Annotated in this window: 17 protein-coding genes and 1 pseudogene; 3 read left to right on the top strand and 15 right to left on the bottom strand. The window is 56.2% G+C overall.

All coding sequences use genetic code 11. The annotated features are described in order from the left end of the window. Positions 1-178: 178 nt before the first annotated feature. The 3 genes from H6F43_RS03125 to H6F43_RS03115 form a co-directional block, all read right to left on the bottom strand. Positions 179-934 carry a hypothetical protein gene (locus H6F43_RS03125; RefSeq protein WP_190340573.1) on the bottom strand — a complete coding sequence of 252 codons (756 nt, stop codon included), beginning with the start codon at positions 932-934 and terminating at the stop codon, positions 179-181. 109 nt (positions 935-1,043) lie between these two features. Continuing rightward, positions 1,044-1,760, bottom strand: a complete 717-nt coding sequence (locus H6F43_RS03120) for a hypothetical protein (RefSeq protein ID WP_190340571.1) — start codon at positions 1,758-1,760, stop codon at positions 1,044-1,046. A 1-nt stretch (position 1,761) separates the two neighbouring features. Further along, on the bottom strand, positions 1,762-2,565 hold the full coding sequence (locus tag H6F43_RS03115; RefSeq protein WP_190340569.1) for a hypothetical protein: 804 nt from the start codon (positions 2,563-2,565) through the stop codon (positions 1,762-1,764). Between the two features lie 64 nt (positions 2,566-2,629). Between H6F43_RS03115 and H6F43_RS03110 the strand changes: the two genes are divergently transcribed. Together H6F43_RS03110 and H6F43_RS03105 are read left to right on the top strand one after the other, a co-directional pair. Continuing rightward, a complete protein-coding gene (locus H6F43_RS03110) occupies positions 2,630-2,869 on the top strand; it encodes a hypothetical protein (protein WP_190340567.1) in 240 nt (79 codons plus the stop codon). After that, positions 2,866-3,204 carry a hypothetical protein gene (locus tag H6F43_RS03105; RefSeq protein ID WP_190340565.1) on the top strand — a complete coding sequence of 113 codons (339 nt, stop codon included), beginning with the start codon at positions 2,866-2,868 and terminating at the stop codon, positions 3,202-3,204. Before H6F43_RS03110 ends, H6F43_RS03105 begins: the two co-directional genes overlap by 4 nt. Before the next feature lie 20 nt (positions 3,205-3,224). On the opposite strand, the gene H6F43_RS03100 is transcribed toward H6F43_RS03105, so the two are convergent. Beyond that, a complete protein-coding gene (locus H6F43_RS03100; protein WP_190340563.1) occupies positions 3,225-3,692 on the bottom strand; it encodes a hypothetical protein in 468 nt (155 codons plus the stop codon). A gap of 44 nt (positions 3,693-3,736) precedes the next feature. Between H6F43_RS03100 and H6F43_RS03095 the strand changes: the two genes are divergently transcribed. Further along, the gene (locus H6F43_RS03095) at positions 3,737-4,051 is read left to right on the top strand and encodes a hypothetical protein (protein WP_190340561.1); all 315 of its coding nucleotides are present in this window, start codon (positions 3,737-3,739) and stop codon (positions 4,049-4,051) included. On the opposite strand, the gene H6F43_RS03090 is transcribed toward H6F43_RS03095, so the two are convergent. The 11 genes and pseudogenes from H6F43_RS03090 to H6F43_RS03040 all read right to left on the bottom strand — a co-directional run. Beyond that, positions 3,957-4,592, bottom strand: coding sequence for a hypothetical protein (locus H6F43_RS03090; RefSeq protein ID WP_190340559.1), 636 nt, complete (start codon positions 4,590-4,592; stop codon positions 3,957-3,959). The two genes, H6F43_RS03095 and H6F43_RS03090, sit on opposite strands and share 95 nt — an antisense overlap. Beyond that, positions 4,589-4,795: a hypothetical protein gene (locus H6F43_RS03085; protein WP_190340557.1), complete on the bottom strand. Its 207-nt coding sequence runs from the start codon at positions 4,793-4,795 to the stop codon at positions 4,589-4,591. The genes H6F43_RS03090 and H6F43_RS03085 overlap by 4 nt, the downstream gene beginning before the upstream one ends. Beyond that, positions 4,792-5,841, bottom strand: a complete 1,050-nt coding sequence (locus tag H6F43_RS03080) for a DNA adenine methylase (protein WP_190340555.1) — start codon at positions 5,839-5,841, stop codon at positions 4,792-4,794. The genes H6F43_RS03085 and H6F43_RS03080 overlap by 4 nt, the downstream gene beginning before the upstream one ends. Positions 5,842-5,937: 96 nt before the next feature. Then, entirely contained in the window at positions 5,938-6,090 is a 153-nt protein-coding gene (locus tag H6F43_RS03075) for a hypothetical protein (protein WP_190340553.1), read from the bottom strand. Beyond that, a complete protein-coding gene (locus H6F43_RS03070; RefSeq protein WP_190340551.1) occupies positions 6,047-7,507 on the bottom strand; it encodes a DUF4055 domain-containing protein in 1,461 nt (486 codons plus the stop codon). The genes H6F43_RS03075 and H6F43_RS03070 overlap by 44 nt, the downstream gene beginning before the upstream one ends. 18 nt (positions 7,508-7,525) lie before the next feature. Further along, a complete protein-coding gene (locus tag H6F43_RS03065; protein ID WP_190340549.1) occupies positions 7,526-8,194 on the bottom strand; it encodes a hypothetical protein in 669 nt (222 codons plus the stop codon). Further along, positions 8,191-8,466 (bottom strand): hypothetical protein, encoded by a 276-nt coding sequence (locus H6F43_RS03060; RefSeq protein WP_190340547.1) that lies wholly within the window; start codon positions 8,464-8,466, stop codon positions 8,191-8,193. The genes H6F43_RS03065 and H6F43_RS03060 overlap by 4 nt, the downstream gene beginning before the upstream one ends. Beyond that, positions 8,429-8,683 carry a hypothetical protein gene (locus tag H6F43_RS03055; RefSeq protein ID WP_190340545.1) on the bottom strand — a complete coding sequence of 85 codons (255 nt, stop codon included), beginning with the start codon at positions 8,681-8,683 and terminating at the stop codon, positions 8,429-8,431. The genes H6F43_RS03060 and H6F43_RS03055 overlap by 38 nt, the downstream gene beginning before the upstream one ends. A 52-nt stretch (positions 8,684-8,735) precedes the next feature. Next, positions 8,736-9,524 carry a hypothetical protein gene (locus tag H6F43_RS03050; protein WP_190340543.1) on the bottom strand — a complete coding sequence of 263 codons (789 nt, stop codon included), beginning with the start codon at positions 9,522-9,524 and terminating at the stop codon, positions 8,736-8,738. 5 nt (positions 9,525-9,529) lie between these two features. Next, on the bottom strand, positions 9,530-10,258 hold the full coding sequence (locus H6F43_RS03045; protein WP_190340541.1) for a sigma-70 family RNA polymerase sigma factor: 729 nt from the start codon (positions 10,256-10,258) through the stop codon (positions 9,530-9,532). Positions 10,259-10,384: 126 nt separating this feature from the next. Further along, positions 10,385-11,461 (bottom strand): annotated as a pseudogene (locus H6F43_RS03040) (hypothetical protein); the annotation flags it as partial.

Here is an 11,461-nt window from a genome sequence, read left to right as displayed (position 1 = left end):
TGTAGTTGATGGGACTACTAAGTAAATACTGGCAGTAGTCCAATTTGGTAAAGCTCATCTGCTCAACCCTTGATTGCTTGTACTACCTTACCTTGCTCCTGCGTAAGTCCTGAAGCTGTTGTCGAGCCCAGCGTAGGGTGAGGACATAGGGGCAGTGAGTAACTGCCTTCAGAATTCCCTAGCGCGGCTTAAAATCCTTGCAGTCCTCGCCATTGCCGCTGGGATGCACCGCGCAGACCAACAGGTTTCCGTCGTGCCGCTCTCCACACAAAAACTGACAGTCCCGACAGATTTGAGGGATTGGCGAGATGGGCTGAGTGGTGCCAGGGTAGATGCGACCGCCCTGAGCAAGAGCCGCTATATGTCGATTCCGTGGAGTGTCACGAGCAAAATCCAGTCCCATGTAGTACTGCTCAGGGTTCCTGTGCCCCTGTGAGACGGAGCCTTGAAAGATAGGCACGATCGCGGTTAATCTACCGCTCCAAAACGGTTGATCTATAAAGCCTTCATGCGTTCTCTCTTCATGCGTTCCTGTTGCCCAAATCGAAAAGCAGACGCGAACCTGTCCGTCCGCCATGCGGTCTACACGCTGCACGACGCCAAGCACAGTCGCGCCGCCAATTTCCAGTCGCCATTCTCCAAGCTCGTTAACAACTCGCATCCCCGGAGATAAATTGCCTTCTAGATCAAGCTGAACTGCTTGCCCAGATCGACTCAGTGTGAACCGCGTCAGGTGTACAGCCGTCGATCGCGCTACTCTGCCATTCCCGTCAATCAACTCAAACCGAGCCGTTTCAGCGCTATTGCCCATTGGCAGAATCCAGCGCTGCTCTCGAATCGTTTCCGCAAGCGCTTCTTCTCGATCGGGCAATAGCCCTGCACGTTCTAGTCGTTCGAGGAAATTTGCACGTCTCTCTGGATCAGGAAAGGGCATGGCGCTGTATAACTCTGCGTTCAGTATGCCCCAAACAAAAGCGCTGCCGAGTCAGTTCAGCAGCGCCAATAAAGATCTGCAAGTCCGCAGATCCAGCTTCAACCTAATATTACAAGGCTGGGTAGACCGTGAACGTCCCTTGCTCGATCGTGTAGGACCGTCCCAAACCGTCGCTGAGGCTGAACTGATAGCGCAGCTCAACTTCGGTGTCAGGAAAGCCTGTCGTGTCACCTGGCTCGATGGCAAACTGCCCTGAGAGGGTTTCGAGCTTGGTCTGTGGGTCGATCGTCGGATCTGCCTGCGTAATGGTTGCAGGCGCAGACTTGGTAATCGTCAGCGCGGGCAAGGGAGGACTGCCCACCCGCTTCACGGTCAACTGCCCCTTCAGTCCAGTGAGCTTCTGTCCCTGCACCCGGAACAGCAGCGGAATCAAATCGCCGCGCACCAAGCGCTGCCCTGACAGTGATTGCAGGGATGCATTCGGGTCGAGGAAGTTCTGCACCGTCGCCAGTCCCAGCTTGCCGATCGGTGCGGCCACCGGACGCGCATCCAGGAAGTACGGCACCTTAACCTCGATCGTCGCCGTGACGGGTCCGGCAGGAACCAAGCGAACGCGATAGTGCAGCTTTCCGGCTATGCCGCCCTTCAGGTCAATCAGTTCGCTTTTGCGCGATCGCACTCGTCCGCGCTGCTTAACCCGAATCTCTACCTCGCCACCCACTACAGGGCGGCGACTCAGCAAGTTCTTTTTAACTTTGATTTCAGGCACCGTTGCATCAGAAGTCGCTGATACCGGACCTGCGATCGCAAAATGCAGGCGTGCCATATTAGTCGAGTTTTAGGATGAGTTCGTTGGCAGCAAAATAGGGCTGAACGTTAGCGCCTACCGGATAGGGTGCGCCAAGCGGAATCGCTGCTAGCTGATTGCCGCCCACTTGAGCGGTCCAGACAGAGCCTTCAACGATCGTGCCCTGAAGGGCATCCGCTTCAACGAAGTTGATATCTTTGATCAAGCGCTTGCTGCCATCGTAAGACGGCTCAAATAGCAAGGACGTGTTTGCAGCCTGGACGCGAGCGTAACTGCCTGCGGTGGGTTCGGTGCCAGGGACGGCAGGCGTTGAAAGCGTTGTGCTGTAGCCAAAGAACAGGTTCGCCAGCGCGTTAAACGGCGTGCCACCGAGTAGGTGGTTTAACCAGCTGTTTTTGGTGAAGTTGCTGTAAGTGCCCGTGGCATTGAACTTGATTTCAAACCCCGGCGGCAGCTTGAAGGCGTCACCCGTTTCGATCATGACTGGCTCTTCAAGCTGTCCGTAGATCAACAGGTTTCCATTGACCAACGCATCAAAGATGCCGATTGCGATTACCAACCCATGATTTGCTGTTGCGCCAAGAAACTGCACAGGTAGCGCGGTGGTCTTGATCTGGTTTGATGTGACCGGGAACAAGCTGCTGTTGTTCTCAATGCCCACCCGTGCATAGTTACCTGAATTTGGCTCGGTGCCTGCGCCTTCTTCAGCCGGAGCCGTGACAAAGTAGCCAAAATATAGGATTGGCGGTGGATTCCACGGCACCCCGCCAAACGTCATATCAAGAAGCTTGTTTTCTGCGTAGTTGCTCAGCGATCCGGGCATAAGGGGGCGTCCTCATAAAATTCTGCTGTTAGGATACCCAGGTAGCGCGATCGGACTTGACGCCATGACCGAAGATGAGCTAACTAGGCAATTCGCTTCTAAAGCGCCCACAGAAGCGCAACGAAAGATCGACGCCGCAGCCCTGGAATTCGCAAAAATTGTGCTGGCAAACGTTAAAGATACGCGGCTCCAGCAAAAGGCAATCAATTCTATTCAGCAGGCGCGGACACTTGCCAACCAAGTTAGCAGCATCCATCCGAGCCAGCAGATTGAAGCCGAAGTTGAGAAGCGCCGCCCAAAATGAGCATCGTAGATAGGCTTTTCCCAATTCCTGAAGTAGATGCTGAGTTTTGGGCAGCTCAGGGCTACCGCTACCACGGCAAGCAACACGGCAGGTCTATCGCGGCGGTTCTGTTGCAGAAAAAGGTTGAAGGCTTAGAAGACTGCTACCTCAACCTCTACAGGTATTCTGAGGCGATCGGCAGCCCGAAGGTGTGGGAGCTTGAGATCCACGCCAGCTTGGAGGTTTGTGCAACGACGCTTACCCTATACAGCCTTGATGAAGCCGAACTGCTTGAAAAGCTGGACAGGCTGGAGCAGCTTGCAATTAACGCCTATCAATTTCTGAAAAGCCAATGACTGAACCGATTGTGATCGCCCTAGCTCCTAATTGTTGCAGCACCGCCCTGCGCAGCTGGCATCGGCGGCAGGTTTAAGTGGTAGCGAAGTTGAGCGATCGCTTCATCGCGCTGCAGATGCAGCCCCGACAACTTCTCAGCCAGCGCCCACTCTAGCTCTGCCGTTTTGAACAGCGCATAGTTGGGATTCTTGCGAGCGGCTTTTAGCTGCGTTTCTACGTCCGTCAGGTCATCGACGATCGTCACCACCGACTGCACCAAAAACTCGGACTTTGCCTCTAGATCGTTTAATCGCTTCCAAATATCCGCCTCCTTGAATAGCAGCGGTTGGGGTCGATTCGCCTGATACTCGGTCGGCGACAGCACCGCATCATAGCGGCGAAAGTCGCCAGAGTAGTCAGCGTAATTCGATTGCATCTGCGCCGATCGCAGCAGCGACAGGTTTAGGTGAGTAAGGATGGCATAGCGCTGCTCTAGGGTGAAAGGCATAGAAGTCAGGGATAGAATGGTGGCGGTTCTACATCAGAATTCCTATGGCACGCAGCACCAAAACCGCAGCAGAGACCACTGGCACTTGGACTGACGAAGCGCCTCTCAACCCAGGCTATTACTGGGCAAAGAGCACCGATCGGGTGCTGGTACAGGTGTATGAAGGTGCGAAAGGGCCGCGGGCGCGTGAGGCGTTCGGCGGCAGAGATGAGAAGCTCGGCAGCTTTCAGGGTTGGCAGTGGTGGAGTGAGGCGATCGTGCCGCCTACGCTGCCGGAAGCCGCCGCGACAGATTCACACGCCGATACCGAACCCAGCAGCGACAGCGCTGCCGACATGAGCAATTCGTCCCTGGCGTGACGATCAACTCTAGGGATACCCATCCTTCAGTCACGTGGTCGATGCAGTCTGGGCAGTGATTTGCGCCTGCATCTAGGCCGCGCATCGCTTGAGCGAACCCTTCAGTTGCGCGAGAAATCTGCTCACTTCTCCCAAAGGTCACGCGGATCGAGCTTGCATACATGGCAGCGCGGGTGAGTGCTTGCTTCTCGGTGAGGTTGCCTGCGTGGAGCGATCGGGCAAAGCCATCTAGATACTCAAATTGACGACGGAGCTGGTAGCCAGCCGCGCCGTAGTGCTGTGCTGTAAGGCGATCCTTTCCACCTGCTGCCAGCGTCATGGTTCGCAGATGCAAGTCGCGCAGGCTTTCTCCCATGCGGAGCTGCCATTCGGCTAGATGCAGTTTGCCAGAGGCTAATAGCCGCGTGTGCGCCTGCAATCGCACCTCCAATCGCCGCTCTTCCTGCTCTCGCAGGCTTTGGATTACGGCCTGAGGCACAAACCGCTTCGTGTCGGTGTAGACATACCGCCCAGCGCGTGGGTTATAGCCAATTTCGCTCACGGCAAAATCTTCACCCAGAAGTCAACCTTGGCATCAGGGTTGGCGCTTGCCAGGTTGAACACGATCACCAGCAAGTCCCCGATCGGCCTGCCTGTGTCGTCTTCGTTGACGATCGTTACGACGCAGCCCGGAATAGAAAAATTGCGCGGCGATGGCGCGATCGTGTCGGTGGTTTCAGTTTGTTCTGATTGTTCTGGGTTCATGCGGCTTGGGTGAGGCGTAGAGCCTGCTCATAGGTGACCAATCGCCCGTAGCCGTGCATCTTGGCAATGCGCCGATTTAGCTCCTCGTCTTGGCAAACCTGCAAGCAGTGGGGGCTAAACCAAATCCGCTCCTTCTTGCGATTTTCGTTGTCTTTGCCGCTGTAGCCATTTCCCGCTTTCCAGGCGACACACTGCCAATCAGCAGGCATCTCGTGCTCGTCTGCATAGCCACAAAGCGCGATGCGGAGCCTGGGGTTGGTGCCATTGGCGATCGCCCACTCGCGCACAGCCGCAGAAACGGGCGTCTCCATCCTGTACACATCAGATCTCAAAGTCTGCTCATACGGTGGATCAAGCACAACCCCAGTGATGCCGATACGCTCCGTTACTGAGGGGCCTAACACCCGCGTCCAGTCGCCACAAGCAACTCGCACTCGACGCAGACGGTTTGCCAGCGCTTCAAAATATTCATACAGGTCAGCAGAATGTTGGCTCTCTCCGTCGCTGCCCAGGTGAGGTAGTTGACGATGCACGCCCCGCCCGTTGTTGCCCAGGTGAGGTAGTTGACGATGCACACCCTGTTCGTTGTCGCCCAGGTGAGGCAAGCCTCGTGGCGGCTGTGACTTGGCACACCATCCTGCACCAATCGAGGCACAGAGTCCCCAAACCCACCACCCAGCAATCTTCGAGTCGTAATAATCAGGGTCGCTGTGCATCCGTTCACGAAACTCGAATTGATTGGATAGCCACGTATGTCGAGCGTGGAGGTCTGCCTCATTGACGGGCTGATCGCACCAATAGGCGACGGATTCGGGATCGGACTGCAGTGCTCTCCAAAAATTTGACAGGTAGCAATCGAGGTCGTTGACCGTCTCGGTATGACGAGAGGGATTGTAGTTAGGGCGGCTTAGCACCGCCGCCAGAGATCCCGCAAACGGTTCAACGTAATTTTTTACGTCGCCGAAACCTTGCCAGAAAAGATGTGCGGCGCGGGACTTGCCGCCGAAGTAGGGGAAGGGAGCCTTAAGAACTGAGGAAGACATCATGAAGGGCTAAACGCAACACTTCAGCGTTCCCGCACGAAAAAACCGCCAGCTTTTACCCTGGCGGCGGGAAATCAGTATAAGCATTCTTCTGTAGCTCTAGGATTCCCTGCTGTTTGCCTGTAGGAACGGCTTCAGGCTTTTGTTTGCCGTTTTAATTGCTTGATCGAGGTCCGCTTGAGTAAAATCTGCCAGCTTCAGCAGGGCCTCACGCGGCAGCGGGTTGCCGATCGGGGTTAGTTTGTCGTCCACGTTCTACCTCCACGTCTGCCTCTGATACTAGCGATCGCGCCTGCGGCATTCCTTCCAGCCGCTCTACCTCTGCATCCACGTCCACCTCTGGCGGGAGCCAGCGACGATATTTCAGCAGCTCCAAGCCCAAGCGATCGCTGAATTTGACTCCCATATTATCCAGCACCAGACCTGCATCCTGAGACGACATCGGCATTTGTAGGATGCTCTCGTTGACCTGGATACCACCCGCAGCGGTTTCTCCGGTATATTCCACCCACAGCGAAAACAGGCTCTGCACCAGCGACTCTTTCCGCCGCGCCATATTCTTCAGGCTGCATTGCGTCTGTGCCGAATCCATCATTATTTCTGTCGCCGTTTTGGACGCTTCCCCACCCGTGAGGAATGCCAAACTAACGCGATCCATTGCGCCTTCTAGCTTCTCGGTATCTGCCTGCGTTGCCGCGATCGCGGTTCCCTTTGGCTCGATCACCCCGGCCTCACCGTCCTTCGGTACGTCAATCACGGAGTTGGGACCAATCTTCAGCGGCGGAAACTGCGGAGGATTGGTGCCCGGAATTGGCGGACAACCCTTGCGGTAAAACGTTGGGAGGTTGCACTTCCAGAGCACTTCGTTGAGGCTGGAGCGCTTCTGCAAGTGCTCAATATTTAATCTGGCTAAATTCAAGAATGGCGGCAGCCCTGCGAACCACTTGGAGTTGCTGATCGAATACCAGCGGAACGGCACCTGATCCAGTCCAGTCTCGCCTGCTTCCACTAGCACTGCCTGCCACTTGTTGCTGATGACGCGTAGTTCGTAAACCTCAAAACTGCCTGGACGCAGCACGCGATAGTACGTTTTTTCTGCTACGCCAAACAAACCCTCCGGCTCCAACCGCATCTCTCGAATTGCTAAGTGCCGAATTACGGGCTTACCGCGCATGTAGTCGATCTGCCAGTTGAGGATGTTTCGTCGATCGATTGCCACGAGGTAGGGGCGCATCTCCAATGCCATCTGGTCTGCCGCACTCTCAATTCCCTCCAGCGCAACCGGATATTCAACCAACACGCCCGCGCCGCCGTCGCGCAGCACCATCTCGTCTAGGTCGGTCAAAAACGTGGTCAGGTCGGTGCCTTGCAGGTCGATATCTTCAATTGCGGCGGTAATTGACGCGGCAGTGTCTTCGAGTACGGTGAAATCGCTCAGCAGCCCTGCGTGCCCCTTCAGCGCAGGCTTAAATCGGGAATCAAACGGCGTGCGATCGAGGCGATTGCGGTAGGAGAGCGGCGGCTCTGCCTGCTCTTTGGGCAAATACTGTTTTTTGCAGTCTTTTAGCTCGCTCCACAAGTCAGCAACCAACGCCAACTCATCCGCGACCTCGAGGTAGAGCGGGTGCAGAAACGACGGCAAATCGGAATCTTTGGTAGGAATCGTCATGCCTCGGAATTCCCACTACTACCGCCGAATGCGCGGCTGCAATACGTGCGTCTTGCCCAGCACCACTCGCGCATAGCGCTCTAGTTCTCCGGTCCAGTCCCAGCGTCGTGCCCGATCTTCCCAAGTGAGCGATCGACTGGCTTCAACGCGCATCAGTCGCAGCATTACGGCTCGAACGATTGATCGAGCAACACGATTGCGGGGGCTGCCGTAGATAAAGGCAACCCCTTCCAAATCGCAAAAGACAACAGCAGCGCACTCAGTCCGATGGACAAAGCAAGTTTTTCCGCCGCTGACCTGTCGAACCGGATGGCGGGTTGCCCAGCTTGCAGTAACCAGGTGTGTTGCAGCCACTTCAGCTGGAGCTTCCAGCTTTCCTGCCACGACGTCCGTAAGGCTTTTTCTCCAGGCAGCATAGCTTGGAGCCAATCCTCCAGCGGCACGCTGTTGAGCCAGCTCCTCTCGCAGCTGGGGCAAATACACGAGGCTGACAAACAGGTTGTACTGACTGTCTCGGTGTGTGAGCTTCCAGAGATCGACGACTCCTGGCTGCTCACACACCAGTCGAAGTAGGGCGGCACGATCGGTGTAGTGCTCCTCAAGGGTGGATGGCTGCTGGACCTGTTGCAGCAATCGCAGCCATCGGAAAAAGCTTCGTAACCAGAGCCAGAATCGCGCATCTTTCACCGGATTTTTTCGAATAGTTTCATGGAGGCATCAAGGCGCTGCGTCGGGCTTACCTGCACCAATGCAGAAAACAGCGCGATCGCGCCTAGCCAGCCCGCGCCTTCTTTCCAGGTAAAGTCCGCGCTCATCGATCGGCGGGATGCCGGAATCAGCAGGATTGCAACCACGGCAAAATGCAGCGTCAGGCCGATCGGGTCTACCGTCAGCCCGAACACCTTGAGCACGTTAGGACGCTCACGATTGGGACACTCGATCGGGCAGGGGTCGCTCATAGCCAGCCTGAGAAGGGATCACAGTGGAATTCCCTCCTGCAGCGCTGCGAATAATATTTAGCGCTTCAATGCACGCAGCCTGGGCAACTTTCGGGTCGCTGGCACCACGCTGCAGCGTGGCTTCTAAGAGTTGAGTTAGGGAGGTGATCTGAGCGCAGTACCGCTCGATCGTCTCCCCATGTAGACAAATAACAGTAGCAATCTTGGCTAAAGACATCAGGAGCAACAAAGCGACGATGCTCCAAAATTCCCTAGAGGGGCAAAATTCCCTACAGCAGCGACTCGGCCTCTCTAATCAGCGGCAGCATCGACGCTGGCAACGCCTGAATCGATGCGGTCTGGCAGGACCCCACAATCCGCCGCAGCAAGTCTTCCAGAACAGCGGAGCGCTCGCGCTCAACCATCAGCATGACTTCGAGACCCTCGATCGTGTGTTGGGGCCTAGTTTTGAGTGAGGACTGAGGACTGAGGACTGAGGAGGTTTCGTTAGTCAGGGTCGGGGTGAGTTCGCTGGCAAAGAACGGCACGGGTCGGGGTGAGTCGGGCACCTCGCACAGGACGATGTCGCCCTGTGCCTCGACAACCTTTACAGGCTGCTGATACTGCGGATGCTCGGCGTCTGCTACAAACACCTGCTGCTCTGGTTGAAACTTTGGATGAAGCCGTTCTGCGGCTGCCGTAACTGTTGCCGCTGTCAACTTTCCTGTCTCCGCCACCGCCGCTTGGACAACCTCTACCTGTTGCTCTGGGGGAAGGCCCGCGATCGGGCGCGCCTGGGACACGCTGGTCAACTGGGGCGCGTCCGGAGTTCCGGACAAATTTTCCTGCACTTCCGCTGCTGCAATCAGCTCGTATGCGTAGCTCTTGCCCAAATCCCAGCGATCGCGGCAGTAATCCTCAAATACGTCGTAAGACTCACGATACAGTCGATTGTCTCGGATCTGCCGCAGCGCTAAACCCGCCTCACAGAAGGCGCGAAGGCCACGCTCTACTCGCTCTTCTAGCTGGCTCAACTCGATCTTTTCTTCAACCGTGAGCACTTCAACAAGGACAGACATAGGGCTTAACCGATCTCGACTCCTTCAGAGTGCCCAGCACGCAACCGCTGCAATCCCTCGTTAATCCAAAATTCCACCTGGGCTGCGTTGGTGCCGTGGAGCTTTGCGATCGACTCTACGCTCACATCCTTAAAAAACCGCTCTGTCAGGCAATCTCGATAGGGGTTTGCGAGCCTACCTAACTGCGATCGGACCCACTGGTGCTCTGCGGTAGACGTTGTGGACGCCTCTTGGCAGTGTAGCGCCTCATCCAGGCAAACCAGCGGCTTGCGTGAGGTAGCTTCAGCCGTCCAGCGCCACTTAGTCTCGGAGATGCCGAGTTTTTGGGCCACCTGTGTTTCATCCATTTCACGCCCGAGAGCGGCCATCTTTTTCTGCGTTCGCTGAACTCTGCCCTTGGTTTCGTAGGTTCTGCGAGGGATTTTCAAGTGCCCGAAATGGTCCCGCAGATGGTGCATGATTGCGCCACGAATGTAGGGTACAGCGAAGGAGCTGAAAGCGATGCCCCGATCGGGGTCGAAGCGTTCTACCGCTTTCAACAGTCCGCAGAAGCCGATCTGCTCTAAATCTTCGTAGCTTTCGGCACAACGATCAACCATTTGGTGGGCAATTTCGCGCACCAGATTAATATGCCGCAGTGCAACAGCATTGCGCTCGGCGATGGCGGGCTTGCCAGCCTTAGCGCGTTTGTATCGGGACCAGAGACGCTCTGTGGTGTTTGAGGGGGCAACCATAAGAGAAAAATGGGGGGAGCAACGGGTATAGATTCAGTATCCAGACTGTTGTGTGAGTTTGAGAACCTTGCTTACACGGAGAGCTGTGTGAAGTGTTTTCTCCCCAACTCCGTACTAATAACCTCCCTAATAGCCCCAGGCCGCCTCGCCTGTGCCCCAGGCTCCGCCAGTAGGCTGCCTGAAGCCCATCACGATCGCGTCGCCAGCGTCGGGAGAGCGATGTAGCCGTTTGCGCGTCTTTGCCTTATCTTCAATGCGAATCTTGCCTGTGGACATAATTTCGTAGTACACACCCGCCAGATCTTCCATCGCCCGCTCTTCTAACTCACCCAGCGGAGCGATCGCTACTTCACCCTTCCGCATGGCTTCTCGCAGCATCCAATAATCCTCAGCCTTGGCGTTCAGGTACTGCGCCGAATCCACCGCGCTCTGACCCCAATGCACCCCATCTGCTGAAAAACCTTGCTCCAGCAGCGAATCTATCGGACCTGATCCGAAGCCGCCGCCGCGATCAACCGTGACACTGCCCGGATGTTGATTCAGCGCGTGAACCGCCATTCCAGTGGCGCGTCCGCTGTCCTTCATGTCGCCTTTCGTCGGCTGGAGCGCAACGCTGAACAGCACTGGACCCTGCCAGCGGGCCAGAGCATGTTCGTCCACGCCATCGCCTACGTCCAAACCCAGTCGCGATAGATGCGCCGCTGCCTGTTGGTTCCACTTCTCCGGATCGGCGTCGTAGCGTTGTCGGGCTGCCAGAAAATACGATCGCGGAATGGTGGATTGAGCCGAATCTTCTGGGAAAAAGCCTTCTACCCGCGACTGCCAGTAGGCGCTGCCTTCGCCGTACTTTGCTCGCGCCTCTTCAATCCAGCCGATTGAAACCGCACCTGCAATCTTGTCTTTGGGGCACCAGTCCGCCCATTGCGACGGCGGCAACACCTCACCGTCGTCGTTGCAAATAGCAGCACGGACTTCTGGCTTGAGACGATAGACGCCATCTGCCTCCTGCTGATAGGCCCAGGCAACGTTGGGATGGTCCCAGGCCGGAATACGGATGTGGCTCCGCTTGCAAGACTTCTCAAATGCGCCACCCGTCTCGATCGGGTTGCCGATTCTGAGAAAGCGGTTGTTTGCTCCGGTCGCACACGATGAGGCCCCCTCATCAATGTCGTTGGAGATGCCGCAAGCTTCATCCTCAATGAT

Origin of the sequence: Leptolyngbya sp. FACHB-36 (assembly GCF_014695955.1) — a bacterium.
In the GTDB taxonomy this organism is placed as follows: domain Bacteria; phylum Cyanobacteriota; class Cyanobacteriia; order Leptolyngbyales; family Leptolyngbyaceae; genus FACHB-36.
Note: the sequence above shows the minus strand (reverse complement) of the source record. Positions and strands in the feature narration are given on the sequence as shown.

Bases quoted from the DNA above. Each gene is read 5' to 3' on its own strand.
- H6F43_RS03110 (WP_190340567.1), top strand. From the start codon at position 2,630: ATGACCGAAGATGAGCTAACTAGGCAATTCGCTTCTAAAGCGCCCACA.
- H6F43_RS03100 (WP_190340563.1), bottom strand. From the start codon at position 3,692: ATGCCTTTCACCCTAGAGCAGCGCTATGCCATCCTTACTCACCTAAAC.
- H6F43_RS03050 (WP_190340543.1), bottom strand. From the start codon at position 9,524: ATGTCTGTCCTTGTTGAAGTGCTCACGGTTGAAGAAAAGATCGAGTTG.
- H6F43_RS03080 (WP_190340555.1), bottom strand. From the start codon at position 5,841: ATGATGTCTTCCTCAGTTCTTAAGGCTCCCTTCCCCTACTTCGGCGGC.
- H6F43_RS03095 (WP_190340561.1), top strand. From the start codon at position 3,737: ATGGCACGCAGCACCAAAACCGCAGCAGAGACCACTGGCACTTGGACT.
- H6F43_RS03085 (WP_190340557.1), bottom strand. From the start codon at position 4,795: ATGAACCCAGAACAATCAGAACAAACTGAAACCACCGACACGATCGCG.
- H6F43_RS03070 (WP_190340551.1), bottom strand. From the start codon at position 7,507: ATGACGATTCCTACCAAAGATTCCGATTTGCCGTCGTTTCTGCACCCG.
- H6F43_RS03055 (WP_190340545.1), bottom strand. From the start codon at position 8,683: ATGTCTTTAGCCAAGATTGCTACTGTTATTTGTCTACATGGGGAGACG.
- H6F43_RS03105 (WP_190340565.1), top strand. From the start codon at position 2,866: ATGAGCATCGTAGATAGGCTTTTCCCAATTCCTGAAGTAGATGCTGAG.
- H6F43_RS03115 (WP_190340569.1), bottom strand. From the start codon at position 2,565: ATGCCCGGATCGCTGAGCAACTACGCAGAAAACAAGCTTCTTGATATG.
- H6F43_RS03125 (WP_190340573.1), bottom strand. From the start codon at position 934: ATGCCCTTTCCTGATCCAGAGAGACGTGCAAATTTCCTCGAACGACTA.
- H6F43_RS03045 (WP_190340541.1), bottom strand. From the start codon at position 10,258: ATGGTTGCCCCCTCAAACACCACAGAGCGTCTCTGGTCCCGATACAAA.
- H6F43_RS03120 (WP_190340571.1), bottom strand. From the start codon at position 1,760: ATGGCACGCCTGCATTTTGCGATCGCAGGTCCGGTATCAGCGACTTCT.
- H6F43_RS03060 (WP_190340547.1), bottom strand. From the start codon at position 8,466: ATGAGCGACCCCTGCCCGATCGAGTGTCCCAATCGTGAGCGTCCTAAC.